This is a genomic window from Saccharomonospora cyanea NA-134 (assembly GCF_000244975.1).
In the GTDB taxonomy this organism is placed as follows: domain Bacteria; phylum Actinomycetota; class Actinomycetes; order Mycobacteriales; family Pseudonocardiaceae; genus Saccharomonospora; species Saccharomonospora cyanea.
Map to the genome: position 1 here is coordinate 209390 of NZ_CM001440.1, position 24370 is coordinate 233759.

At 70.7% G+C, this 24370-nt stretch carries 24 protein-coding genes; 9 read left to right on the forward strand and 15 right to left on the reverse strand.

Going from position 1 to position 24370, the window contains the following annotated elements; all coding sequences use genetic code 11:
• Nucleotides 1–17 precede the first annotated feature (17 nt).
• Together SACCYDRAFT_RS01035 and SACCYDRAFT_RS01040 are read right to left on the reverse strand one after the other, a co-directional pair.
• A complete protein-coding gene (locus tag SACCYDRAFT_RS01035; RefSeq protein ID WP_005452775.1) occupies nt 18–1559 on the reverse strand; it encodes an MFS transporter in 1542 nt (513 codons plus the stop codon).
• A gap of 213 nt (nt 1560–1772) precedes the next feature.
• On the reverse strand, nt 1773–4337 hold the full coding sequence (locus tag SACCYDRAFT_RS01040; RefSeq protein ID WP_232283753.1) for a LuxR C-terminal-related transcriptional regulator: 2565 nt from the start codon (nt 4335–4337) through the stop codon (nt 1773–1775).
• 232 nt (nt 4338–4569) lie between these two features.
• On the opposite strand from SACCYDRAFT_RS01040, the gene SACCYDRAFT_RS01045 reads away from it, so the two are divergent.
• A complete protein-coding gene (locus SACCYDRAFT_RS01045) occupies nt 4570–5103 on the forward strand; it encodes a DUF7144 family membrane protein (RefSeq protein WP_005452781.1) in 534 nt (177 codons plus the stop codon).
• A gap of 14 nt (nt 5104–5117) precedes the next feature.
• Here SACCYDRAFT_RS01045 and SACCYDRAFT_RS01050 read toward each other — a convergent pair whose 3' ends face one another.
• Both SACCYDRAFT_RS01050 and SACCYDRAFT_RS26185 read right to left on the reverse strand, forming a co-directional pair.
• Complete coding sequence (locus tag SACCYDRAFT_RS01050; RefSeq protein ID WP_005452783.1) at nt 5118–5762, reverse strand: NAD(P)-dependent oxidoreductase; 645 nt, start codon at nt 5760–5762, stop codon at nt 5118–5120.
• Nucleotides 5759–6172: a hypothetical protein gene (locus SACCYDRAFT_RS26185; protein ID WP_005452784.1), complete on the reverse strand. Its 414-nt coding sequence runs from the start codon at nt 6170–6172 to the stop codon at nt 5759–5761. Before SACCYDRAFT_RS26185 ends, SACCYDRAFT_RS01050 begins: the two co-directional genes overlap by 4 nt.
• A 114-nt stretch (nt 6173–6286) precedes the next feature.
• Between SACCYDRAFT_RS26185 and SACCYDRAFT_RS01060 the strand changes: the two genes are divergently transcribed.
• Nucleotides 6287–7159 carry a helix-turn-helix domain-containing protein gene (locus SACCYDRAFT_RS01060; protein WP_005452786.1) on the forward strand — a complete coding sequence of 291 codons (873 nt, stop codon included), beginning with the start codon at nt 6287–6289 and terminating at the stop codon, nt 7157–7159.
• Here the strand turns inward: SACCYDRAFT_RS01060 and SACCYDRAFT_RS01065 are convergent.
• Together SACCYDRAFT_RS01065 and SACCYDRAFT_RS01070 are read right to left on the reverse strand one after the other, a co-directional pair.
• Nucleotides 7089–7697: an ImmA/IrrE family metallo-endopeptidase gene (locus SACCYDRAFT_RS01065; protein WP_005452788.1), complete on the reverse strand. Its 609-nt coding sequence runs from the start codon at nt 7695–7697 to the stop codon at nt 7089–7091. The two genes, SACCYDRAFT_RS01060 and SACCYDRAFT_RS01065, sit on opposite strands and share 71 nt — an antisense overlap.
• A 1-nt stretch (nt 7698) precedes the next feature.
• Nucleotides 7699–8070: a helix-turn-helix domain-containing protein gene (locus SACCYDRAFT_RS01070; RefSeq protein WP_005452789.1), complete on the reverse strand. Its 372-nt coding sequence runs from the start codon at nt 8068–8070 to the stop codon at nt 7699–7701.
• A gap of 136 nt (nt 8071–8206) precedes the next feature.
• On the opposite strand from SACCYDRAFT_RS01070, the gene SACCYDRAFT_RS01075 reads away from it, so the two are divergent.
• Complete coding sequence (locus SACCYDRAFT_RS01075) at nt 8207–8482, forward strand: DUF2188 domain-containing protein (protein WP_005452791.1); 276 nt, start codon at nt 8207–8209, stop codon at nt 8480–8482.
• Nucleotides 8482–9645: a glycoside hydrolase family 3 N-terminal domain-containing protein gene (locus SACCYDRAFT_RS01080; protein WP_005452793.1), complete on the forward strand. Its 1164-nt coding sequence runs from the start codon at nt 8482–8484 to the stop codon at nt 9643–9645. The genes SACCYDRAFT_RS01075 and SACCYDRAFT_RS01080 overlap by 1 nt, the downstream gene beginning before the upstream one ends.
• Before the next feature lie 13 nt (nt 9646–9658).
• Here the strand turns inward: SACCYDRAFT_RS01080 and SACCYDRAFT_RS01085 are convergent, their stop codons facing one another.
• On the reverse strand, nt 9659–10141 hold the full coding sequence (locus SACCYDRAFT_RS01085; protein ID WP_005452795.1) for an SsgA family sporulation/cell division regulator: 483 nt from the start codon (nt 10139–10141) through the stop codon (nt 9659–9661).
• A gap of 278 nt (nt 10142–10419) precedes the next feature.
• On the opposite strand from SACCYDRAFT_RS01085, the gene SACCYDRAFT_RS01090 reads away from it, so the two are divergent.
• Nucleotides 10420–11106 (forward strand): hypothetical protein, encoded by a 687-nt coding sequence (locus SACCYDRAFT_RS01090; RefSeq protein ID WP_005452797.1) that lies wholly within the window; start codon nt 10420–10422, stop codon nt 11104–11106.
• Between the two features lie 8 nt (nt 11107–11114).
• On the opposite strand, the gene SACCYDRAFT_RS01095 is transcribed toward SACCYDRAFT_RS01090, so the two are convergent.
• Nucleotides 11115–12212 (reverse strand): winged helix DNA-binding domain-containing protein, encoded by a 1098-nt coding sequence (locus tag SACCYDRAFT_RS01095; protein ID WP_005452798.1) that lies wholly within the window; start codon nt 12210–12212, stop codon nt 11115–11117.
• A 174-nt stretch (nt 12213–12386) separates the two neighbouring features.
• On the opposite strand from SACCYDRAFT_RS01095, the gene SACCYDRAFT_RS01100 reads away from it, so the two are divergent.
• Nucleotides 12387–13409: a beta-ketoacyl-ACP synthase III gene (locus SACCYDRAFT_RS01100; protein WP_005452799.1), complete on the forward strand. Its 1023-nt coding sequence runs from the start codon at nt 12387–12389 to the stop codon at nt 13407–13409.
• A 3-nt stretch (nt 13410–13412) separates the two neighbouring features.
• Here SACCYDRAFT_RS01100 and SACCYDRAFT_RS01105 read toward each other — a convergent pair whose 3' ends face one another.
• The 6 genes from SACCYDRAFT_RS01105 to SACCYDRAFT_RS01130 all read right to left on the reverse strand — a co-directional run bounded on the left by SACCYDRAFT_RS01105 (nt 13413) and on the right by SACCYDRAFT_RS01130 (nt 19278).
• Nucleotides 13413–14858 (reverse strand): adenylate/guanylate cyclase domain-containing protein, encoded by a 1446-nt coding sequence (locus SACCYDRAFT_RS01105; protein WP_005452800.1) that lies wholly within the window; start codon nt 14856–14858, stop codon nt 13413–13415.
• Nucleotides 14859–14963: 105 nt separating this feature from the next.
• Nucleotides 14964–16022: a non-homologous end joining protein Ku gene (gene ku, locus SACCYDRAFT_RS01110; protein WP_005452802.1), complete on the reverse strand. Its 1059-nt coding sequence runs from the start codon at nt 16020–16022 to the stop codon at nt 14964–14966.
• A 79-nt stretch (nt 16023–16101) separates the two neighbouring features.
• On the reverse strand, nt 16102–16596 hold the full coding sequence (locus SACCYDRAFT_RS01115; protein ID WP_408640295.1) for a DNA polymerase ligase N-terminal domain-containing protein: 495 nt from the start codon (nt 16594–16596) through the stop codon (nt 16102–16104).
• A 269-nt stretch (nt 16597–16865) separates the two neighbouring features.
• Entirely contained in the window at nt 16866–17669 is an 804-nt protein-coding gene (locus tag SACCYDRAFT_RS01120) for a SigB/SigF/SigG family RNA polymerase sigma factor (RefSeq protein WP_005452804.1), read from the reverse strand.
• Nucleotides 17666–18097, reverse strand: a complete 432-nt coding sequence (locus SACCYDRAFT_RS01125) for an ATP-binding protein (protein ID WP_005452805.1) — start codon at nt 18095–18097, stop codon at nt 17666–17668. Before SACCYDRAFT_RS01125 ends, SACCYDRAFT_RS01120 begins: the two co-directional genes overlap by 4 nt.
• A gap of 80 nt (nt 18098–18177) precedes the next feature.
• Entirely contained in the window at nt 18178–19278 is a 1101-nt protein-coding gene (locus SACCYDRAFT_RS01130) for an Rv2629 family ribosome hibernation factor (protein ID WP_005452806.1), read from the reverse strand.
• 172 nt (nt 19279–19450) lie between these two features.
• Here SACCYDRAFT_RS01130 and SACCYDRAFT_RS01135 point away from each other — a divergent pair, with 172 nt between their 5' ends.
• Nucleotides 19451–20236 carry a sulfite exporter TauE/SafE family protein gene (locus SACCYDRAFT_RS01135; protein ID WP_005452807.1) on the forward strand — a complete coding sequence of 262 codons (786 nt, stop codon included), beginning with the start codon at nt 19451–19453 and terminating at the stop codon, nt 20234–20236.
• 54 nt (nt 20237–20290) lie between these two features.
• Here SACCYDRAFT_RS01135 and hisC read toward each other — a convergent pair whose 3' ends face one another.
• Complete coding sequence (gene hisC / locus SACCYDRAFT_RS01140; RefSeq protein ID WP_005452808.1) at nt 20291–21346, reverse strand: histidinol-phosphate transaminase; 1056 nt, start codon at nt 21344–21346, stop codon at nt 20291–20293.
• A 104-nt stretch (nt 21347–21450) separates the two neighbouring features.
• Between hisC and SACCYDRAFT_RS01145 the strand changes: the two genes are divergently transcribed.
• Together SACCYDRAFT_RS01145 and SACCYDRAFT_RS01150 are read left to right on the forward strand one after the other, a co-directional pair.
• Nucleotides 21451–22110, forward strand: a complete 660-nt coding sequence (locus SACCYDRAFT_RS01145; protein WP_005452810.1) for a dienelactone hydrolase family protein — start codon at nt 21451–21453, stop codon at nt 22108–22110.
• Between the two features lie 184 nt (nt 22111–22294).
• Nucleotides 22295–24298, forward strand: coding sequence for an acetoacetate--CoA ligase (locus SACCYDRAFT_RS01150; RefSeq protein ID WP_005452812.1), 2004 nt, complete (start codon nt 22295–22297; stop codon nt 24296–24298).
• The last annotated feature ends 72 nt before the right edge of the window (nt 24299–24370 follow it).

Below are 24370 nucleotides of genomic sequence, written 5' to 3' on the forward strand. Positions count from 1 at the left end.
CCCACGGTCGACCAGCTCTATCCGTGTCTCGCGTCGAGCGGTGCGTCCACGTGGCCGGGCCCGTCTGCAGGGGATCGGCGCAGGGTGGTGGCCGCGAGGACGGCCACCACCACGGTGATGACGCAGGTGAGGACCGCGGTCGAGTTGAGGCCCGACGTGAACGCGAGCTTCGCCTGTGTCAACAGTTGCGTGGGTGGCGACACCGCAGTGGCATCGGCGAGGCTGTCCCGGACCGCCGCGTCGACGTGGTCCGGAAGACCCGCAGGCAGGTGCTCGGCGACCTGGCTGCGATAGACGGCCGTGGTGAGCGTGCCCAGGAAGGCCACTCCCACGGCGATGCCGAGCTCCTGGACGGTCTCCGAGAGCGCGGCCGCCGATCCTGCCTTTCCCCGTGGCGCTGCGCCGACCACGAGGTCGGTGCCGAGCGCGGCGATGGCACCCAACCCGAGGTAGACGAGTCCGAAACCGGACACGACGAGGAGTGTCCGGCCGGGGCCGTCCACCTGTGTCAGCAGGATGTGGCCGATCGCGGAGAGGCCGAGCGCGCCAGCCACGACGTGGCCCGGAGGAACGCGGCGCGCGACCAGGGGTGCGGCGAGCGCGGCCACGAACATCAGGAGTGCGGGCGGGCCGAGCCAGGCTCCGGCGATGAGTGGACTCAGTTCGTCGACGAGTTGGAGATACTGGGTGACCACGTACATCACGCCGCCGACGCAGACCAGCCCGAGCAGGAGGACGGTGAGCGCCGAGGCCAGGGCGCGGTTCGTGAGCAGGCTGAGATCCAGCAGGGGCTCGGCGAGCGTCCGTTGCCGCCGGACGAACACGACGGCGCAGACCAGCCCGCCCGCGAGGAGCACCAGGATCGGCGGCCGCACGCCATCGGCGGCCAGATGCTTCACCGTGTAGACCAGCGGCAGCATCGCGCCGAGGGAGAGGGCCACGCTGAACAGGTCGATGCGTCCGCCGTGACGGGCTCGGTGGTCCGGCAGCAGGAGCGGGGCGAGCGCCACCACGAGCACGACGACGGGGAGTGCGACGAGGAAGGCCGCGCCCCACCAGAAGTGCTCCAGGAGCACTCCTCCCACGACGGGGCCTGCCGCCATGCCCAGGGCGAACATCGTGGCCCATATCCCGATCGCCACCCCTCGCTGGCGGGTGTCCGTGAACATGGTTCTCACCAGCGCGAGTGTCGACGGCATCAGGGTCGCTCCCGCGATGCCCAGTGCGGCCCTCGCGGCGATGAGCATGCCCGCGTTCACTGAGTAAGCGGCGACGACGGACGTCGCGCCGAAGACCAGGCTTCCGATGAGCAACATCCGGCGATGCCCGTAGCGGTCTCCCAGCGATCCCATGGTGATCAGGAATCCGGCGATCAGCAACCCGTAGCTGTCCATGATCCACAGCGTCTGTGTGCCACTGGGGCGCAGATCCGCCGAAAGGACGGGAACAGCCTGGTAGAGCACGGTGGCGTCCAGGCCGAGCAGCAAGGTCGGTAGAGCGAGGACTCCGAGACCGGCCCATTCCGTGCGGCCCGCACGCCCGGTGGTTCCAGGCTTCATGCCATGTCTCCCGCAATCATGTTGGACTTCCGTACAATTAGTACGTTAGTCCAAACTCTGTCCCGGTGTCGAGGCGCGGTCAGGCGGCGAGTACATCCCGCAGTCGGCGTGTCGACGCTGCGGGACGATCGCATCGCGGCGGTGACGGCGTTCCTCGACGCCGACCACTCCCGTCTCCTCGGCCTGCCGGAGGTCCTCGCGTGACGGGCCGGTTCACTCGTCGAGGAGGCCGAGTTCCCTCGCGCGGCGGACGGCCGCGTAGCGACGGTTGACGCCGAGTTTGCGGAGGATGCCGCGCACGTGGGTGCGGACGGTGTTGACGGACACCACCATGGCTTCGGCGATCTCCTCGGTGGTGAGCAGCTCGGTGAGGTAGCCCAGCACCTCGCGTTCCCTCGCGGTGAGCGTCTCCACGCGTGCCGTCTCGGACGCATCGCCGGCACGGCCGAGCCAGTTGTGCGCGCCCCTCGCCTCGGTGGCCAGCAGATGTCGGACCTCCCGACCGGCCTGCCGAAACGGCAGCCGGAGCCGTTCCGGCGCGGCGAGTCGCAGCGAGGCGTCCAGAACGGTCGCCGCGCGCGTCGGCGAATGGTGCCTCAGGCGTCGCTCCGCCTCCACGAGCAGGGCTTCCACGCGTGGCCGCAGTGGTGGGAACCCGTCCAGCACCGCTGCCAGCGCTCGTTGTGCGGGGCCGTCCTCGTTGCGTCGCGTGTGGGCGGCGGCCCTCACCACGACCGCGTCGAGGTGGGTGGGGGCGTGGGGGTTGCCGAGCTGCCCCAGTTCGTGGAGGGCGAGACCCGGGTGTCCCTCCACCAGGGCGAGCCGGGCGGCCTCGACGCGCAGGTGGTCGGCCGTCCACGGGTCCGTCGCCGTGGCCTCGGCGAGTGCGGCGTGCAGGCGGCTCGCCGCCGCCGTGGGATGTCCTTCGGCCGCCTCGACTCCGGCGGTGACCTGCTGGGCGAGGTGCCGGGTGAGCGGTTCCGGCGCCGGTTCGGCCGCGGTGGCGTGGTGCCAGGCCGTCCCTGGTTCGCAGCGATCGAGGGCCACGAGTGCGAGCGCGACGTGCGCGGCGGCCTGCCCGCCGAACGGTGTGCCCGGGTTGTCCGGCGTGAGCGCTGCGAGTGCTGTGAGCGCTTCGGTGGCCGTGTGCTCCGCTCTCGCCAGGTAACCCTCCAGCGCGTCGGTGAGCGCCAGGTGTGCGAGGCAGTCGGCGTGTGGGGCGGAGAGGCTGCGCCCGTCCTGCCGGGCCGCCGTCTCCTCGAACGCCGCGCGGGCGAGGTCGAACGCGCCGTGCCGCAGCAGCGCGACCCCGCGCGCGAGGCGGACCAGCGTGGGCAGGGGCCCCACCGGGTGGAACGTCCCGGTTTCGCCGAGCTCACGCTGTGCCGCTTCGGCCGCCGCCAGGGCGCTGTCCGCATCGGACGCCAGGCGGGCTCGCACGGCGTCGAGCGCGGCCACACAGCCCCGCAACGCGGTGTCGGTGGGGGCGCCCGGTATGCGGGTCAGCGCGTCGGCGCAGCCTGCCGCGTCCCCGGCCGCGAGCCGGGTGGCCGCACGCACCACCAGGTCGGCCCTGCTCGCGGTTCCCAACAGGGGAGCACTGTAGGCGCGCACCACGCCGTCCGGTCCTTCCGAGAGCAGCCGCCCGACGAGTTGGTCCTCGATCAGCAGCTCGGCCGCCTCGTCCCACGCGCCCGCGGTGACGAACTCCCGCAGCGCCGCGTCCCTCGCGCCGTCGCGACGCAGTCGGCGCGCGACGATCGTCCGCACTTCCGCCTGCTCTCCGGGGGTCTCGTGCGTGAGTTGCCTGCGGAGCGCGTCGCGGACCACGGGCGGGTAGGCGTGGTGCCCGCCGTTCGTGGCGGCGGCGAACGCGCAACACTCGACCAGCCGCACCAAGCGGTCGGCGGCAGGCCCGGCGAGGTCGTGTGCGAGCTCGCCGTCGAACTCGCCTGCCACGCACGTGCCCAGCAGCAACCGGCGCGCCTGCGGGGGAAGCGGGTCGAGCACCTCACGGCACACGTAGTCGTCGATGTCCGAGCCGATGTCCGAGCCTGCCGTGCCGCCGGGGGCGCCGCCCTCGCGCCGCCGCCTTCCCGTGAGGAGGAGGCCGGCCGCCCAGCCTCCGTGGTAGGCGTTCAGCGCGCCGACCTCGGATGCCTCCGGTGACTCGCCCAGCGCGTCCAACAACGCCGCCGCTTCGGCGTCGTCGAAGGCCAGCTCCGGGAACCCGAGCTCGACCACCGTGCCGGCCACACGGTACCGGTACAGGGGGAGAGCCGGCGCCCGACGACCCGCGAACACCAGCCGGAGGTGGCCGTTCGCAAGCCGCAGCAGCAGGTCCACGTCGTCGGCGACGTCGGCGGTGACGAGGTGATGGTCGTCGAGCACGATGGTCAACCGCCGTCCCGCGGCGACGACCGCCGCCGCGACCGACGGCAACCACGTCCACGACGGCCACGCCTGGCGGTACGGGGGGACGTCCACCCCGAGTTCGGCCAGGCAGCGGACGACGCAGGCCCAGAACGTGGCCGGCTCGCCGAGACCTTCCCCCGGACCGTCGAACGTGACCCACGCCGTGTCGCCCGAACGGCCCTCGGCCTTCACCCACTCCGCGACGAGCGTGGTCTTGCCCGTACCCGCGGGGGCGGCCACCACCACGAGCGGAACCGCGTCCGCCCGTGCGAGCAGCCTCGACGCCCGTTCGCGGTGCACGTGGTGACGGGGCGGTCCGGGCGCACCGAACCGGCATGCCGACACCGGATCCGCCGTGGTCACCGGGGTCACCGGGGTGGGATGGAGAACTCGCGTGGTGGCCTTCACCGTGGAGTGCCTTCTGACGGCTGGGAGCTTCGATACGAAACTAGCGAGTGCCCGCTTCGGCCCACCACGGACGAAAGACCCCGCTGAGCCGGGCCGTCGGCCCGGAGTTCATCCGCTGCGCATGATGTGTGACCGACCCACCCGGTCCACGGTGGAAGGACATCCGTGGTCGTAGGCGGGAGGAAGCATGAGCGAGACGTCACAGGCCCGATCCGGGGCCCAGGAGGCGACCGACACGCAACGGGTGCCCCCGCAGACGCGTGGTCGCATGGAAGAAGGCAGGGAAGAGGGTTACGAGCGGCCCATGACCGGCCAGTCCATGCCCACGCGGATGGCCGACGGGAGCATGGGCGGCATCGCGTTCGCCTCCACGCTGTTGTTCCTGGCGGGCGCCTACCAGATCATCGTGGGGCTCACCACGCTCCTCAACAGCGACTTCTACGTCGTCACCGAGAGCGGCCTGGCCCTCAACGTCAACTACACGGCGTGGGGTTGGGTGCACCTCGCGCTCGGCGCCGCTGCGGTGGCCGCGGCACTCGGCCTGCTGACCGGGCAGACGTGGGCCCGAGCCCTCGGTATCACCCTGGCCGCTCTCAGCGCGATCGTGAACCTCGCGTTCATCCCCGCCTACCCGCTGTGGGCACTGGTGGTGATCGCACTCGACATCGTGGTGATCTACGCGATCGCCGTGCACGGCGGCAAGGCTCGCACCACGAGCTGACCCTTCGACGACACTCAGCGGCCGCCCGGACCCACGCCCAGGGCGGCCCTGACGGTGGCCGCCTCGGCGAGCATGTCGAGCATCGCGCGGGCCAGATCACCGCGTGGCAGGCTGCCACCCGGCACACTGGCGTCGACCGCCGTGCGATACCGCCCGGTGGCGGGCTTGTCCGTCAGGTACGGAGGCCGTAGCACCGTCCATTCCGTGCCGCTCGCGCGCAGGACCTCCTCCATCCGCTCCAGGTCGGCGTACACGGTGCGGTAGAGCGCCCGCACCAACGGCCTTGTCGTCGCCCGGAACCACAGGGGCTCGCCCGCGCCGGAGCGGAGCACGGGTTGTGCGCTCACGGCGACGATGCGCGTGGTGCCCGTGCGGCGCATGACCTCCACGACGTTGCGCACCGCGGTCGAACACACCGCGGAGGTGTCCCTGCGGCCGCGTGGCCCGAGTGCGGACAGCACCGCGTCCGAGCCCGCGACGGCGGATTCGAGCGAGGTGGCGTCGAACACGTCCGCCACCACCTCGCGCAGTGCCTTGTGCGTGAGACCCAGCGCGTCCCGTCCGCGGACCACTGCGGTCACCGCGTGCCCGGCGTCGAGCGCCTGGGAGACCACCGACCGCCCCGTGCCTCCGGTGGCTCCGAGAACCGTCAGTTTCACGTCGCCCTCCCGTACCACCGCAGACCCGCCGACGTCAGCGTGGCGAAGGCCGCCACCCAGGCCACGCCCGCGAGCAGGAACCCCTCGCCGAGGTGGGTCAACGGAAGGGCTCCGGTGGTCAGCAGCCCCAGCATCGAAAGCCCTGCCACGGCGTCGCCGCCGACCGCCACCACGGCGCCCCGCGTCGACCTCGGCACGCGCCGCGCGACGAGTTCCAGTGCCGCGGCGCCCGCCAGCATGGTGATGCCCACGGGCACGAAGACGGCGGCCGGGAGCCCCAGCGGGGCACTCAACCACGGTGCGCCCGTGAGCATGAGAACCCCGAAGGCCCCCGTTCCCACGGCGTCGAGCCGCAGGCTGGTCAGCAGCGGACCGCTCCGCCGCGGTGCGTTCCCATCCTCGTGGTGCATGTGACGACTCCTATTCCGTCGGTCTGCCGTGGACGGTGACACGGTGCGGTGTTCGGGCTCAATGACCTCCGAGGTCATGGCCGCGATGACGGGCGGGCCGCTACGGTCACCGGCGTGAGCGAACGGGACCAGGCCCGGGTCGGGGTACTGCTGCGGAAGTGGCGGCAACGCCGCAAGCTCAGCCAGCTCGAACTGGCGTTGAAGGCGGGGAGCTCCGCCCGGCACGTCTCCTGCGTCGAGACCGGACGTGCGCAGCCGAGTCGCGAGATGGTGTTGCGGCTGGCGGCCACCCTCGACGTCCCGCTGCGCGAACGCAACACGCTGCTGCTCGCGGCGGGGTACGCGCCCGCGTACCGCGAGAGCGGCCTCGACGACGACGGCTTCGCGGCGGTGCGGGCGGCGCTCGACACGATGCTCACCGCGCACGAGCCCTACCCGGCCGTCGTGGTGGACCGGTGGTGGAACGTGCGGCTCGGCAACCGCGCGATGACCGTGCTGACCGGCGACACGCCGGAGCACCTGCTGGCACCGGCGCCCAACGTGTTCCGGCTCGTGCTCCACCCCGACGGCCTGGCTCCGAAGCTGGTGAACTACGGGCAGGTCCGGTCGTTGTTCCTGGAACGCCTGCACCGGCAGGTGGAGGAGACCGGCGATCCCCACCTGGAGGCGCTGCTGTCCGAGGTCAGGGGCTATCCCGCCCCGCCCGGGGCCGAGGGGAGCGCCGGCGCCGACCCGGTGCTGCGCAGTCCCGTGGAGGTGCCGCTGCGGGTACGCACGCCCCACGGCGAACTCGCGATGTTCAGCACGATGGCGACGTTCGGCGCACCCGGTGACGTGACGTTGTCCGAGCTGGCGATCGAGCTGTTCTACCCGTTGGACGACGCGACGGCGGCGCTGCTGCGTGGGCTCGGCGACGTCACGCTCGGACCGCCACCGGACACGGCGGGCGTTCCCGCGAGCGTCGGGCGATCCGGCGGGCCCCGGTGACGTTCATGCGCCACCGGGCCATGCGTTCGCTGATCCGGAAGTAGCGCGCGACGCTCGCGTCGGTCCAGTCGCGGAACGCGGCCGTCCTCGCGGCGTCGCTCGGGAGCAGCAGCTCGGCCGACAGCTCCGCGGCCTCCTGCTCCACGGTCGAGCGTGGCCTGTCGTGCCGGTCGTCACCGGACCGGCACGACAGGCCGCCGGCGACGAGCACGTCGAACTCGTGTTCCAGCAGCACGTGGGCCATCTCGTGCGCCACGGTCGAGCGGCGGCGGGTCCGCTCGTGCACGTGGTTCTCGACGATCACGCAACCCGTGCCGACCTGGATCAGCGCGCCCGAGAACGATTCGAGGGCCGGACCGGTGAAGTGGGTGACGGCCCGGACGGGCAACCACGGCTCGTCGAGGGTGAGCACCTCGATGCCGTACAGGCGGGCCAGCGCGTACGGGTCGAGAGGCTGGAAGGTGCGGATGCCGAGTTCCTCACGCACCTCGGCCGCGAGCCGTCTGGCCTCCGCCTTGAAGCCGCGCCGCAGCGCCACGTCAGCTCTCCCGTCGGTCCGCCTTGATGCGCCGCATGGTGGCGCCCACGATGTCGAGGAGGTATTCCCGGTCGGCTTCGCTCAGGTCGTCCCTCGCGCGCAGGAGCAGGGCCAACTGGGTCTCCAGTGCTGGCTGCTCCCCGGAACGAGTGGCCTCGCCGGGCCACACCATGAACTCCTCGGCCGGCGCTCCGAGCCACTGCACCAGCGCGATGAAACCGTCCAGGTCGGGGCGTTGCCCGTTGCCCATCCTGCTGAGCAGCGAGGGGCTCACCCCGGCCTGCTCGGCGAGCTGCCTCCACGACAGGTCGCGAGCCCGCCGCTGGGCGTCGAGCGCGTCGTAGAGGCGCCGCGCGTCCATCCGGCCTTCCATGTCGCCGCCTCAACGCCCTCCATGTCACTGCTGTCCGTGCGTCCTCTTTCACTATCACAGGGGTGTGTCACACCTGCCACGGCGTTGCTCGACCAATACACTGTTCCTCCTCTGCAACACGCAAGGGGGTTCGCTGGTGTGCACGTCCTACTCCGTGGTCTTCCGGTTCTCGCCCGACTCGCTGACCTGGCTGGTGAGCAGGGGCCCGACCGCGTTGTCCCGGCACTGCCGTAAGCGGGACGCCGTCCGTGAGGCCGCGCGGCTCGCCCGCGCCTCCGGCCACGCGGAGCTGACCGTCGAACGCGTCGACGGAAGCGTCCAGTGCGTGCGCCGTTACGGGCGGACGATCCCGGCGGTTCGCGGAGGCGGTGATGGGCGAGCCTCCGCCGACGGCGATAGCGTGGCGGGGTGATGAAGCGAACGGTGCTCGCGGCGGCTTGTGTCGCCGCCCTCGCGACGGCGGCATGCGGTGGTGACGACCAGGCGGGCGACGGCGACGGCGCCTCACCACGGCCGGGGCCGACGGGAACGCAGCAGGCCTCACCGAGGCCCTCGCCCTCGGCCACGCAGCCGCCGGGTGGCGAGTGCGCGAGCGTGATCGAGGGCCTGTCGCCCCGGGAACGTGCGGCCCAACTGCTCGTGGTGGGCGTCGAGCCGAGCGATCCCGCCTCCACCGTCGCGCTCGTGCGCGACAACCAGGTGGGCGGCATCTTCATCGGCGGCAACGCCACCGAGGTGTTCACCGGCGACGCGCTGGAGCAGGTGCAGCAGGCCGCCGACCTCCCCGTGTCGGTGGCGGTGGACGACGAGGGCGGCCGGGTGCAGCGCATCGACGAGCTCGTCGGGTCCATTCCCAGTGCCAGGGAGATGGCGGCGACGATGACGCCCGAGCAGGTGCGGGAGCTCGCGGCCGAACGCGGCCGTCAGTTGCGGGAGCTCGGGGTCACGGTGGACTACGCGCCCGTGGTCGACCTCACCGACGGCCCCGCGGGCGGGGTGATCGGCGACCGGTCGTTCAGCGCCGATCCCCAGGAGGCCACCGAGTACGCCGCCGCGTTCGCCGGGGGGCTGTCCGAAGCCGGGGTGCACCCGGTCATCAAGCACTTTCCCGGACACGGCCGCGCCAGCGGCGACTCCCACCAGGGGTTGGTGCAGACGCCGCCGCTGGAGGACCTCCGTCAAACCGACCTCGTGCCCTACGAGGACCTCGGGGTCTATCCCGACGACACCGAGGTCATGGTGGGCCACCTCGCCGTGCCCGGCCTCACCGAGGGACAGCCCGCTTCGCTGTCCCCGGCGGCGTACCGGCTGCTGCGCGAGGACTACGGCTACGACGGCGTGGTCCTCACCGACGACCTCGGAGCGATGAGGGCCATCTCGGACAACTACACGCTCGACGAGGCGGTGCTGATCGCGCTCAAGGCCGGTGCCGACCAGCCGTTGTGGTCGGCCGGCGGTGACGTGGGCCCGGTGCTCGACCGGCTGGAGGCCGCGATGGCCGATGGCGAGTTGCCGCAGGAACGCGTCAACGACGCGCTCACCCGCGTGCTGACCGCCAAGGGCGCCTGCGGCTGAGCCGCGAGCGTGCTCAGGGGCGCGCGGTGGTCAGGTTGGTGATCACCGCGTCGATGTCGAGCCGGTCGGACTCGTACCCCAGGGGCACGCGCGTCAGCGTGGCGTCGACGAACGCCTTGACGTCACCCTTGTTGATCTCCACGGCCGCGTAGCCGTCCGGCGACTCCAGCTCGATGACGAGCACGTCGTCGTCGGACGGCGACAGGTCGGGCCGGATGCGGACGTCGCCGATTCCCGCAGGCGCGTGCAGCCCGGTGATGAGCAGGTCGCGGGAGAACTCCCACTCCACCCATTCGCCCGGCTCGACCCGGAAGGCGAGCGCGACGGTGAAAGGCGCGCTCGGCGCGTAGGTCAGCCTGGACAACACGGGCGTCTCGCACCCGCTGAGGTACACGAACTGGTTCTGATGTACGGCGTTGTTGTCCACGGCACGCTCCCGTCCATCCGTGGCGCCCGCCTGGCGCGTGCGGTCGTTCCCTTTGATGAAGACGTCCATCTGCCATCAAAGTGATGCGCCGTTCGGGCGAATCTTGATGATCGAGACGGACAGTAGAGCAGGTGCGGTGATGCGCTGTCGGGGTGGGTGCCTCTTCTGGGCCGACCGGGCGGTCGAGGGTGGGCCGGACGCACGCCGAGTGTCACACGATCGAGTCGTCTTGGGTCTGGAACGGTCGTTGTTTGGTGACAGGCACAGGCTACGCGCGGTAGACACCAGTGAGATCGATCTTGCTGTGGGTGACCGCGCTGGGGACCGTTGATGGAGGGACGAGGCTGATGGCCCCCGACGTCCTGCGCCGCACGCCGCACGAGGCCGGAATGCTCGACCGCACGGGCATCATCTCCTCGAGCGCGCCCTGCGTGCCGGACGCGTTCGACGTTCCACCCGACGCCTACCGGCACAGGGGGCTCCGGGCCCAGTTCGGCGCACTGGTCGCCGTCGTGTTGATGGCGGCCGTCCTGGTCACCGGTGTGCGCGAGCGCCACGACAGCCCCACCGAGATCGCCCGGACCACGACCGGCGGTTCCCAGGTGGTCGAGGGGGTTCCGGTCGCGTCGAGCCTGCGCTCGTCACCTCCGGTGCTGCTGGACGGCGAGCCGGACGCCACCGAGCGGACGACGTCGTCGCCCGTCCCGGAGGACACGACGAGCCGGACGAGTCCCATGCCGAGTTCCTCGGTGGAGCCGACCCTGCGGAAGGTGGTGCCGTCGGTCGTGCCCGCCGACCCCGACCGGCGGCGCGACTCCGCCGACAGTTGGCGCGACGATCGTGGGGAACTGCCCGTGCCGATCGACGTCCCGCGTGACGAGCCGGGCGGGCCCAGCCTCGATGCCCTGCCGATGTCGACCGTGTTCACCCCACCATCGCCTGCCGACGAGGCGTTGAGGGCGCGCAGCGACGAGCAACGTCGGAGCGACGCGCCTTCGGTGAGGCCGACCCGGGACAGGCCCCACACCGAATAGCGGGTGGCTCAGGGCTCCCTCACCACGACGTCGCCGTCGGCCGCCTCGGAGAACCACAGCAGTCGCTCACCCTCGTCCCGCAGTTCGCGGACGTCCACGCGGGTCAGCGGCCGGAACGGCTCGATCTCCAGGGTGGTGTGCTTCTTCTCGCGAACGGTCCTCCAGCGGCCCGACACGAAGCCGTCGACGAGAAAGAGCCCGGGTTGCACGCCGTTGGGGGTCCGGATGCGGCGACGGTCGTCGTCGCTGATGACGCGCGTGCGTTCGGCGTGGGAGACCAGCAGGTTGTCGAAGTCGGGGAGGAAGCGCACCGGCGCGGGCACGTCCTGCTCCGGGCGTGGCGCGTCGGGCAGGTCGAACAGCTCCCGCCCCGCCTCGTCGCGGAACGTCACGAGCGCCGGCCGGAGCCGGTCGACCACGGCGGAGAGCCTGGTCAGGCCGCACCAGGTCTGGATGTCGCGCACGGTGGCGGGTCCGAAGGCGGCGAGATAGCGGCGGACGATCCCCTCGACGTCCGGGACGTCGACCGATGGAAGGCCGAGGTAGTCGTGCGCGACGGCGTAGGTGGGAAGACCGCTGCGGCCCCACACCGCCCTGGGTGGCACCTGGACGAGCGGCTGGGTGTTCCGGGCGGCGAAGACCAGACTGGTCGGTTCGGTGTCGGGCCAGCGCTCGGCCAACCGGCGGCCGAGCGCACGGTGGTCGAGCGGCCCGTCGGCGAGCACCTTCCTGACCGTGTCGGCGAGTTCGTCGAGGTCCACCCCGGTGAGTCGGGACGTGTGCGTCGTGTTGCCCCGCAGGTCGGCGTCCATCACCGGTTGCGTGAACGCGCGCAGCTCCAGCGCGTCGCCGGCGGTGATGAGGTGCACGGTCCCGCGCAGGCAGACGAGCCGTACCACCTCACGGTCGAGCAGCAGCCGGGACAACTCCTCGGGCCGGAAGCCGGCCAGCCGTGTCCACAGGCCGAAGTACGGGGAGAACGGGGCCTGCGCCTGCATGCCCACGAGGTGCCGAACCGCGTCCAGCGCCGGTATCGCCGTGCGTTCGAGCAGAAACTGGCGGGCGAGCAGGGCGCGGTTCAGTGCGCGTCTTCCGAGGACCGTCATGAGGTAGTCCTAGCCGTTAGGTATGACCGTTCCTTTCCGCAATCACCCAGTTGGGCCTGGCTGTAGAGACAAGAATCACATGTAAATCTCTTACCCTCTGGTAGCCCATAGAAGTTTGGGAGGGGCCGTTTTCACCACTCGTTGTTCCCGTCGTCGGCCCGTGGAGGAGTGCAGGTGTCCACGCAGGACGCGCGTGGTGTGGCGGTGCTGGCCGGCCTCGGTGGCTGGCTGCCGCCCCGCGTGGTCGACAACGACGAACTCAGCCGACGCCTCGACACGTCGGACGAGTGGATCCGCACCAGGACGGGAATCGCGAAACGTCACGTTGTCCACACTGGGCTGTCCACTGTCGACATGGCGGTGGAGGCGGGCCGGAGGGCGCTCGAGTCGGCGGGGCCGTACGGCGAGAACGTCGACGCCGTCGTCCTCGCCACCAGCACCCCCGACCACGTGTGCCCGGCGAGCGCGCCCCAGGTGGCCGCCGAGCTCGGGTTGTCCGGCGCCGCGGCGTTCGACGTCAACGCGGTCTGCAGTGGCTTCGTCTACGCGCTCGCGACGGCCTCCGGGCTCATCTCTGGCGGCGTGGCGAAGCGGGTGCTGCTCGTCGGCGCCGACGCCTTCACCACGCTGCTCGACCCGGACGACCGCACCACCGTCCCGATCTTCGGCGACGGCGCGGGGGCCGTGGTGCTGCGGGAGGGCAGCGCCGACGAGTTGGGCGCTGTGGGGCCGTTCGACCTGCACAGCGACGGCGAGTTGGCGGAACTGTTGATCGTGCCGGCGGGCGGCTCGCGACGGAAGAAGTCCGAGAACGCGAGCGACCACTTCCTGAAGATGCAGGGTCCTGCCGTGTTCCGCCACGCGACCGCGCGCATGGCGTCCTCGTCGCGAGCGGTGCTGGAGAAGGCCGGGTGGACCACCTCGGACGTCGACCGGTTCGTCGGGCACCAGGCCAACGTTCGCATCCTCACGGCCACGGCCAAGAACCTCGGCCTGCCCGCCGACAGCCTCGTGGTGAACATCGGGCACACTGGCAACACGAGCGCGGCCTCCATCCCGCTCGCCATGGTCGACGCCGCCGTCGACGGCATGCTGCAGCCGGGCGACCGCGTGCTCGTCACCGCGTTCGGCGCGGGTCTCACCTGGGGTTCGACGGTGCTGCGCTGGCCGGAACTGGCGTGCGCACCGCTGCCGTGACCGTCAGGACGTAGTGGTCCAGGTGGCCGTGGGCACGGGCCTGCCACGCAGGCGAACGGCCTCGTGTTCGGTCCAGTGGCCGCGTTCGGACCGTGTCGCCGCCTCGACCGTCGGCCCGCTCGCGAGCACCCGGCCCGGGACCTGCTTGGCGTGTTCGGTGAGCCGGGCCGCCTCGTTCACGGCGTCCCCGATCACGGTGTACTCGAGCCTGCTCGGCGAGCCGAGCTGACCGGCGAAGACCTGCCCCGTGGCCACCCCGATGCCGAGGTCCAGCTCGCCGAGTTCGCGGACGGCGTCTCGGATCACCCTGGCGGTGCGCAGAGCCGAGGACGCCGGGTCGGCGTGTCGCGTGGGCGCGCCGAACACGCACAACGCGGCGTCACCCTGGAACTTGTTGACCAGCCCGCCGTGGGCGTTCGTGGCCGCGACGACCACCTCGAACAGCCGGTTCAGCCTGCGGACGACCTCGTCGGGTGGCAGTTCGGAGGCCAGGGCGGTCGAGTCGGCGACGTCCACGAAGAGCGCACACACGTCGCGTACGTCGCCGGACAGGGAGACCCCGTGTTCCAGCACGTGCTGGACGACGTCGTCACCGACGTGGCGGCCGAACAGGTCGCGTAGCCGCTCCTGTTCCCTCAGCCCCGCGGCGAGGTCGTTGACGGAGGCCTGGAGCATGCCGATCTCGCCCGCCTCGTCGATGCCCACCGCGACGTCGCGGCGTCCCGCGCGGATGTCGTCGAGCACCACCCGTAACCGGTGCAGCGGCGCGGCCACGGCCCTGGCGAACAACGCCGTCGCCAGCGCGCCGACCACCAACCCGATCAGTGCCAGCACCAGCAGACTCGGGGCCGGGTCGTTGCGGCCGATGTGGGGCGGCAGCACCAGGAACAGCACACCGACGAGTGGCACCCCGCTGGACAGGCCCCAGGTCACGACGAGTCGGGTGAGCACGGTGGTCGCGCCGCGCGGACCCGCCACCTTCAGCGACGCCGACAGAAGGGGGCGGGCGACCCGTTCGGCCGCCAGGTACGTCAGGCCGACGGTGGCCAGGCCGCCGAGGACGATCGTCAGCAGGACTCCCAGCCCTGAGAGCCAGGTGCTGAACACGGCGCTGAGCACGCCGAAGAGCACGGACCCCGCCGCCCACAGGGTGCCGCTGACCACGGCGAGGTCCACGGGGATGCGCAGGGCTCTCGCCGCCTCCTGCGCCGTGGGGGCGCGCCCCGCGAGGAACCACAGCACCGTCCGCCGTTGCAGGTAGCCCGCCCACACCGTGCCGACGACCAACGCGAGCACCACGTAGGCGAGCGCGCTCGCGAGGATGGCCCAGCGTCCCGGCCCGAGATCGTCGGGGAGTCCCTGCAACGTCAACAGCAGCAACACCAGCCCTGCGCCGCAGACACTGGTGCCCAGTCCGATCGTGGCGAAACCGAGGCTGGTACGGAGCACGATGCCCACCCGCGCGGAGACTCGCCCTTTGGCCACCTCAGGATCGTAGGGTTCTACGTGCCCGGATGGTATGTCCGGACGGCGATCGGCAGTGACGCCGCTGCTTCAGGAGGCGCGGCGCCGCCGTTCCTGCCGCCGGTTCGCGTTCCTGACGGCCTTCTCCAGCTCGGCGCGGTTCATCTTGGACCGGCCCTTGATGTCGAGGTCACGGGCCATCCGGTCGAGGTCACCCTTGGTGAGCTCCGACAGGGCGACCTCGGACCGCTTGCCCCGGGACGCCGTCGTGCGGCGGACCTGCTTGTCGCGACCCGCCGCACGACCCCGGCGGGGCTTCTCCTCGGTCTCCTTCGTGCGGCTTCCGGCGCGCTTCGAGGGTTTCCCGGCTTCCTGCCTGCGGCCCTCGATGCTGCGGGACAGCGCTTCGAACAGATCCACGATCTTCGTGGCCGCACGCGGTTCCTCTGCGGGGGTGATGGTCCGGCCCGCGCGCTTGTCCTCGATGAGCTGCATGACGCGCTCGGTGTAGGTGTCGTGGTAGTCCTCGGGCTCCCACTTCTCCGCCATCGACTCGATCAGGCTCACGGCCATGTCGATCTCCCTCTCCCCGGCCTGGCCCGTCTCGGGGAGTTCGGTGACCTCGTGGGGTTCCTTGATGTCCTCGGGGAAGAGCAGCGTGTTGAGCATGAGCACGCCGTCGCCCGCGCGTACCGCGGCGATGTACTCCTTGCCCCGCATCACGAGCCTCGCGAGCCCGACCCTGTTGGTCTTGGTCAGGGCTTCGAGGAGCAGGGAGTAGGACCGGCCGAACTCCTCCTTGGTCGGGGCGAGCCAGTAGGTCTTCTGGAAGTAGATCGGGTCGATCTCCTCCAGGCCGACGAAGGCGTCGATGTCGATGGTCCGCGACCGGCCGGGTGCGATCTCGTCCAGCTCCTGCGGTTCGAGGATCACGTACTCCTCGCCGCCGAGGTCGTAGCCCTTGACGATCTCGTCGTACGGGACTTCCTCACCCGTTCGCTCGTTCACCCTGCGATAGCGGATGCGGTCGGGCGTACCGCGTTGGAACTGCCTGAAGTGGATGGTGTGGTCCTGGGTGGCGCTGTAGAGCTCGACGGGCACCGTCACCAGGCCGAAGTTGAGAGCTCCGCTCCAGATCGCTCGTGCCACGGCTCCTCCTGGACTGACGTCCGTCGTGTCATCCGAGCATGCCGCAGGTCACCGATGCCGGCCACTCGGACGGAGTACTTCATCGCTGTTCCTCGGCGGAGGCGGTCACGGCGCGCACACCCGGGGCGTGACCGTGGCCGGCCTCCTTCGTGATGAGCAGCCACTGTTCCTGGTCGGGGCTGCGGTGGGCGCGCACCATGACGAAGACGCCGTGGAGCCGCCCGCCGGTCAGGCGCAACGCCAGCCGCCCCTCCGCGAGCGCGTGCTGCCACGCCAGGTCGCCGAGGTTCTCGACGGTGCCCGTGTCCCACACGGCACCGCGGCCGGACCCGGGCTCCGCGTCGCGGATGGCGAGCCGCTTGTCGCCCGGGGTCTGCGACGGGTGCTCGGGGATCGCCCAGCACACGGCCACGCCATCGAGTTGTAGCCGGAAGTCGTAGTGAAGGCCGCATTCGTGCTCTTCGACTACGAAGAGTGACTGATTTGGGCGCGCTTCGACCCGTCCACCGACTTCCACCGCCCGTCGTGGGTGGAGTTTCGGGGGCGTGGTGCCATGCACGTCCCGGTTCGCCATGTCCGCGAAGATACCCGCGCGGAACTGCGAAAACACTGAGGCTCGCCGGGGTGTCGCGAACCGGACTTCCACGCGACCCGACGGGGGGACGGCCACGGCCGACGAGCGATTCCGGCAAGCCTCGGTAAGTGCGCCGTTCAGTGCATCAAGACGACGGATTATCACTGTGAGTGACAATCCTGTTGGGTGACCGAGCGCTGGAGCCGCATTACGCCGAAGGCGTGAAGACACCGGGACGCTCCGGGCACCGGAAACCGGGCCCGGAGCGGTCAGCCGATGTTGTCCTCCTCGGCGAGGCCGTCACGCAGCTTCTTCAGCGTGCGGGCGAGCAGCCGTGAGACGTGCATCTGGGAGATCCCGACGCGCTCGGCGATCTGGGTCTGCGTCATGTTGTGGACGAACCGCAGCGCGAGGATGGTGCGTTCGCGTTCGGGCAGCTGCCTGACCAGCGGTTGGAGCGTTTCGTGGTTCTCCACGCCCGCCAGTGCCGCGTCCTCTTCCCCCAGGGTGTCGCCGAGAGCGAGGTTCTCGGTGTCGGCGGAGAGAACCTCGTCCAGTGACATCGAGTGGTAGGCGTTGCCCGCTTCCAAGCCCTCGTAGACCTCTTCGGGGGTGAGTCCGAGGTGCTCGGCGATCTCGCTGGGCGTCGGCGCCCTGCCGAGACGCTGGGACAGCTGGGTGCTGGCGCTGTTGATCGAAAGGTGCAGTTCCTTCAACCGCCGGGGCACCCGGATGACCCAACCGGTGTCCCTGAAGTGCCTGCGTACCTCGCCCATCACCGTGGGTACGGCGAAAGACAGGAAATCGGACCCTCGTGCGGGGTCGAAGCGGTCCACCGCGTTGATCAGACCCACCCGGGCCACCTGTACCAGGTCTTCCTTGGCCACGCCCCGGCCGGAGAACCGCTGCGCGATGTGCTCGGCCAGCGGGAGGTGGCCCGTGACGAGCTTGTCGCGCAGTTCGCTTCTGCGCGGGTCGTCCCCGGCGAGCGAGGCGAATTCGTGGAACAGCGGCGTCAGGTGCTGGTAGTCGTCCGACGCGGTCCGCGATCCGTGTGTGGTCGATTCGGTCACGTAAAAGCCGGCTTCCGTTTCGCGAGCTCGATGTGAATCCAGGTGCCCTGCCCGTTCTGGCTGTTCTCCTCCGCCCAGGCCGATGCCGAGTCCGCGAGCGTGGTCAACACCTTCCAGCCGAACGACGTGGTGCTGGGTGCTTCCGTCTCACCCGATGAGACGGCGCCGCGGAACAGCAGTTGGTCCTCGCTGATCGTGAAGCGGCAGATCATCGTGCTGCCGGGTACGGCGCGGGTGATGAGAGTGGAACACGCCTCGTCCACCGCGAGCCGGAGATCGGCGATGGAGTCGAGGTCGAAGTCCACCCGCATCGCGATACTCGCCGCGACCGACCGGATGATGGGTAGGTGCACCAGGCTCGCGCCGAGCCGGAGTTCGATGTCGTCCTGCGCGCCGATGCTGCTCGTCGGCGGCTTCGTCTCGGTCACTGTCACCTCGGTGTTCTGCCGACCGTTCAAAGTTCCCCGCCCACAGTAGCGACGGTTGTGGCCATCCTTGTTCTTCTTTCCTAGTCGTGGCGCAAAATCGCGCCGAATCCATCGGTGAGTTCCGTTTCCCCGCCCACGTGGACCACGTCGGCGCTCACGGTCGCCGCCGCCACCACGAGGGCCTCGTCGGCTCGCGCGTGTCCGATCTCGTCGACCCCGTGGGCCGCCGTGAGCTCTTCCTCCTGCACGGCGAGCAACGAGGGGTCGGGACCCGTGAGCACTTCCGCCTCGCCGGGATCGCCGACGAGGAGTGTCTCGACGTTGTGTTCCCGCAACGCGGTGGTGACGGCTTCGAGGCCCTGCACGGCGAGTCCGGTCGGTTTGGCCAGCGCCGCTTCGAACCGCTTCGTCACCTCGGCCCTGCGCCTGCGAGTGGCCTCGGCGAGCAGCTCGTCGATGCGCGCGTCGAGTTCGGCGTTGCCCGAGCCCTCCTTGCGCCCGCCGGGTTCGACCTCCTCGGCGTGGTCACGCACCGCCTGCGGCAGGGCTTCGACGAGGGTCTTGCGGGCCTGGGAGTCGCCTGCGACGACGACGAGTGTGGCGCCGATCCGGCGGGCGACGGTGCCGACGTGTTCGGCGGCCTTCTCGATGTTGCTCCTGACGAGTTCCTCGGTGTGGGCCTGGATGTTGCGGTGTGCCCAGCCCCCACCGGGCACCTTGTGCACCTGCGAGTCCGAACCCTCGACCGTCCGGGAGTCGACGACCGTGCCGTGCTCGTCGACGGCCGTGACGTCCGCTCCCACGCTGTCGACCACGGCGACGACGTGCGGGGGAGGGAGTTCGCCGTGTTCGGCGAGCGGCAACAGGTAGGGCATCCGGGAGACGCGGGCCACCGGTCTGGCGGGAGGCTCGGGAAGCCACTGGTCGAGCAGCACCTTCTGGTCGGTGGCCACCACCGCGCGCCCGGCGGGCCCCGCGGGCGGCTCACCGCCGAGGACCGCGCCCTCGAGCGTGGCGAGCGTCTGTTCTCCCGCGCCCTGCTCGGCGAGTTCGCCGCGCAGCTCCCGCCACGTCAGTTCGCGCTGTTTGGCCGCGTCCTCGGTGTTGTGGGTGTCGTCGAAGTAGATCGAGACGAACGGGCCGTCGGACGTGGTCAGCTCGCGCAACCTCGTCGTGTCCACTCGTGCCTCCTCGTGCGCCGACCTGTTGGTCGTTGACTACCCGATACGGGTGAGGCGAAACGCGATCGGAGATCCACAACGGGGACGTGTGTGGTGACTCTGCCCACCCTTTCCGGGCCTGAGAAGACTGCGCACCCCTTCGCTGCCTATCGTCAGCCCGCGTGAGTGCAGCATGATCTGGTGGCATGCCGTCCTGATCGCCATGGCGGGTGTCTGGGCGGGAATGATCAATACGGTCGTCGGCTCGGGGACGCTCGTGACGTTCCCCGTACTCGTGGCACTCGGCTACCCGCCGGTGACGGCGACGACGTCGAACGCGATCGGGCTGGCGCCGGGCAGCATCAGCGGCGCCATCGGCTACCGGCACGAACTGCGCGGGCAGCGTAAGCGGCTGCTGAGCTTCGCTCCGGCTTCCCTGGTCGGCGCCATCGTCGGGGCGATCCTGCTGCTGTCGCTGCCTGCCGACGCCTTCGAGACCGTGGTGCCCGCGCTCGTCGGCCTCGCGGTGGTGCTGGTCATCGTGCAGCCGAAGGTGTCGAGCTGGGTCCTGCGTCGCCGGGAGGAGCGCAGCGAGGCGGACGCTTCGGGGTCCGGGCTCGGTGGCTCGCTGCTCGTACTCGTGCTGATCTTCCTGATCGGCGTGTACGGCGGGTACTTCACCGCCGCGCAGGGCGTGATGTTGATGGCCGTGATGGGCATGCTGATCAACGAGACGATGCAGCGCCTCAACGCCGTGAAGAACGTGCTGTCGGCCGTGGTCAACGTCGTCGCGGGCACCTTCTACGCGTTCGTGGCGCCGGTGAACTGGGTGGTCGTCGCGTTGCTTGCCGTGGGCTCGGTCGCGGGCGGCCTGCTCGGCGCCAGGATCGGGCGCAGACTCTCGCCCACGGCGCTGCGGACGGTGATCGTGGTCGTCGGTGTCGCCGCGATGGTGCAGCTCGTCGTCAGGCAGCTCTGACGGTCGCGCCGCCGGGGCGGGCACACGCCGCCCCGGCGTCCTCGCGGTGGCGACTCACGCCAGGAAGGCTCGCGCCGCTTCCAGGAAGGTGTCGTTCTCCTCCCGCGTCCCGATGGTGACGCGCACACCCTCGCCCGCGAACGGGCGCACCACCACCTTGTGCTCCAGCGAGTGTTCGGCGAACGCGGTCGTGCGCTCACCGAGCGGGAGCCACACGAAGTTGGCTAGCGTCTCGGGCACCTCGTAACCCAGGTCCCGCAGGGTCTCGTGCACGCGGGTGCGCTCGGCCACGATGTCGGCGCAGCGGGCCAGCAGCTCGTCCTTCGCGTCGAGGGAGGCCAGCGCGGCCGTCTGGGCGAGCGCGTTGACGCTGAACGCCACGTACACCTTGCGGACGGCCTCGATCACCTCGTCGGCAGCGACCGCGTACCCCACACGGAGACCGGCCAGCCCGTACGCCTTCGAGAACGTGCGCAGCACGGCCACGTTGGGCCGGGTGCGCGCGAACTCCAGGCCGTCGGGCACGTCCGCGTCGGTGACGAACTCCCGGTACGCCTCGTCGAGCACCACGACGACGTCGGAGGGCACGTTGTCGAGGAACCGCGTGAGTTCGGCCCTGCGCACGGCCGTGCCCGTGGGGTTGTTCGGGTTGCACACGAACACCAGCCGGGTCTTCGGCGTGATGGCCGCCAGCATCGCGTCGAGGTCGTGGGTGTGGGAGGGCGTCAGCGGCACGCGCACCGGCGTCGCGTTGCCGACCTGCGTGACGATCGGATACGCCTCGAACGAGCGCCAGGCGAACAGCACCTCGTCACCCGGGGCGCAGAGTGCCTGCACGAACTGCTGGCACAGCGACACGGAACCGCAGCCCACGGCCACCTGGGACGTCGGGACGTCGAGCTCGCGCGACAGGCGGTCGACGAGGGCCCAGGCGCCCATGTCGGGGTAACGGTTGATCTCCCGGCTGGCCCTGGCGATGGCGTCGGCGACGCTCGGCAGTGGACCGCCGGGCACCTCGTTGCTGGCGAGTTTGACGGCCCCCGGGACGGTCCGTCCCGGTACGTAGGCGGGGAGGGCGGCGAGGTCGGCACGTGTCGGGATCGCGGACATGACGGCTCCTCGGCATCGAGAACGGGTCGCGACAAACCTACCGTGCTCCGGTATCTGCGAACTCACGTTGACCGGGGGTATACCGACGGTGGTTGAGTAGGTACATGACGCAGACGCACACGCAGGACTACGAGCGAGCAGACGGACGCCGGCTGAGGTTGACCTACGCCGAACCGGACGGCGCCGTGCGTGGCGGTCTCGTGGTCCTTCACGAGGTGGGCGGCGTGACCGACGGGACACGCCTGCTCGTCGCCTCGCTCGCGGCGGAGGGTTGGCTCGCGGCGGCGCCCCACATCGTCGATGTCGACACCGACGAAGGGCAGGGGACGGGCCCCTCGTTGCTCGCCGCCACCGACACCACGCTCGCGTGGCTCGTCGACCACGGGGTGCGCGGGGATCAGGTGGGAGTCGTCGGGTTCGACCTCGGCGGCACGGCGGCGCTGGTCGTGGCCGCCAACCGGGAGCTGGGCGCCGCCGTGAGCGTCGGCGGTCGTGGCATCAGCGAGCCGGCCACCGGCGGGCTGCCCGCGCTCATGGACATCGCGGGCGGACTCGTGAGCCCGTGGCTGGGGCTCTACGGCGACAACGGTGACGAGGTCGGACAGGCCGAGATCGACAAGCTGAAGGAGGAGGCGGGCAAGTCGAAGGTCGCCACCAACGTGGTGTGTTACGCCGGTGCGAGCCATCGCTTCGACACCGATCCCGAGGCCGCGGCGGAGGCGTGGCAGCGCACGCTGTCCTGGTTCGACGCCCACCTGCGCTGACCGCCGGGGAAGGCTGAGGAGGCCGGGGAACGGCCGGGAAAGGCACTGACCGCAAGGGGAAGCGCGGACCGGTGACCTCGTCGCTCCCGGGCAGTGACACGCCGTGTGGGACACACTTCCGCCCGGCCGAATGTGTGACCAAACGACGACGCGATCGGGTGCTTTTTTGTCTTAGGCTGCGGCCATGAGTGCTGACAGTACTGGCAACGACGCAGTTGACGGCGCGGACGCTCCCGAGGTGTTGTGGCAGCCCACCTCGGAGCAGACGGAGGGCACCCGTATCGCCGACTTCCGGCGCTGGCTGCGCGAGAACCGCGGTGTGGACGCCGCCGACTACGGCGAGCTGTGGTCGTACTCGGTGGACTCGATGCCGGAGTTCTGGTCGGCGATGACGGAGTACTTCGGCGTGCGGTGGCACGACACCCCGCGCGAGGTGCTGTCGGACGAGCGCATGCCGGGAGCGCGGTGGTTCACCGGCGGCACGCTCAACTACGCCGAGCACGCTCTGCGCGGCGTCGCGGGCGCCGAGAAGGGCGACGACGACCTCGCCGTGGTCTTCAGCCGGGAGGACGGTGTCGAGCGGCAGCTCACCTACGGCACGCTGCGCGCCGAGGTGGCGGCGGCGCGGGCGGCGTTGCGCGAGCTCGGCGTCGGCAAGGGCGACCGGGTGGTGGCGCTCGCCCCGAACTCCCCGCAGACGCTGGTGGCGTTCCTCGCCGCGGCGAGCCTGGGCGCGACGTGGTCGTCGTGCTCTCCCGACTTCGGTGTGCGGGCCGTGGCCGACCGCTTCACCCAGATCGAGCCGAAGGTTCTGATCGCCGTCAACGGCTACGTCTACAACGGGCGGGCGTTCGACGTGCGGCCGACCATCGAGCAGCTGCGGTCGCAGCTTCCCAGCCTGGCGGCCACCGTGGTGGTGGACTACGAGGGCGGCGGCCGGGTCCAGGGCACTCTCGACTGGGACACGCTGCTGGCCGAGCACGCCGGTGCGGAGCTTCAGTTCGAGCCGGTGGAGTTCGACCACCCGCTGTGGGTGCTGTACTCGTCGGGCACCACGGGGCTGCCGAAGGGCATCGTGCAGGGGCACGGCGGGATCACCGTGGAGCACCTGAAGGCGCTGGCCCTGCACTGCGACCTCGGTCCGGGTGAGCGGTTCTTCTGGTTCACCACCACGGGCTGGATGATGTGGAACTTCCTCGTCTCCGGCCTGCTCGTGGGAACCACCGTGGTGCTGTACGACGGCAGCCCGGGGCATCCGGACCTGCGGACGCTCTGGCGGTTGGCGGAGCGGCACGGCGTGACCTACTTCGGCACCTCCGCGCCGTTCGTGCAGAGCTGTCTGAAGGAGCGGCTGCGGCCCGCGGCGGAGTTCGACCTGTCCGCCCTGAGGGCGCTGGGTTCCACGGGCGCGCCGCTGTCGGTAGAGGGGTTCCGTTGGATCGCCGACGAGGTGGGCCACCACGTGCAGATCTGCTCGGTTTCCGGTGGGACGGACCTGTGCACGGCGTTCGTGGGCTCGGCGCCCGACGTGCCGGTGTGGCTGGGCGAGCTGTCGTGCCGCGCGCTCGGCGCGGCGGTGGAGGCGTACGACGACGCGGGCAGGCCGGTGACCGACCAGGTGGGCGAGCTGGTGATCACCAAGCCGATGCCGTCGATGCCGGTGTTCTTCTGGAACGACCCCGACGGCACGAGGCTGCGGGAGGCGTACTTCGAGGACTTCCCCGGCGTGTGGCGGCACGGCGACTGGATCAAGATCACCGGCCGCGGTTCGGCGATCATCTACGGCCGCAGTGACTCGACCCTCAACCGCGGCGGCGTGCGCATGGGTACGGCCGAGTTCTACCGCGTCGTCGAGGGGTTCGACGAGGTGCTCGACTCGCTCGTGATCGACACGTCGGCGGGCGAGGAGGGGGAGCTGCTGTGCTTCCTCGTGCTGGCCGAGGGGGCGTCGCTGGACGAACTCGAACAGCGGCTGCGCAAGGAGCTGCGCAAGGCCCTGTCGCCGCGCCACGTGCCCGACCGGTTCGTGCCAGTGGAGGCGGTGCCGAGGACCCTGAACGGCAAGAAGTGCGAGGTGCCGGTGAAGAAGATCCTGAAGGGCGTCGACCCCGACCGCGCAGTGAGCCGCGACGCACTGGTGAACCCGGAGGCGTTGCAGCCCTTCGTGGCGTTCGCGGGCGGGAAATGACCTGGTCACCCCCATGACGGGGGGTGGGTGAAACGGCCCCGGTGGAGGTGTGTAACCTATGGAGGCAGTGGT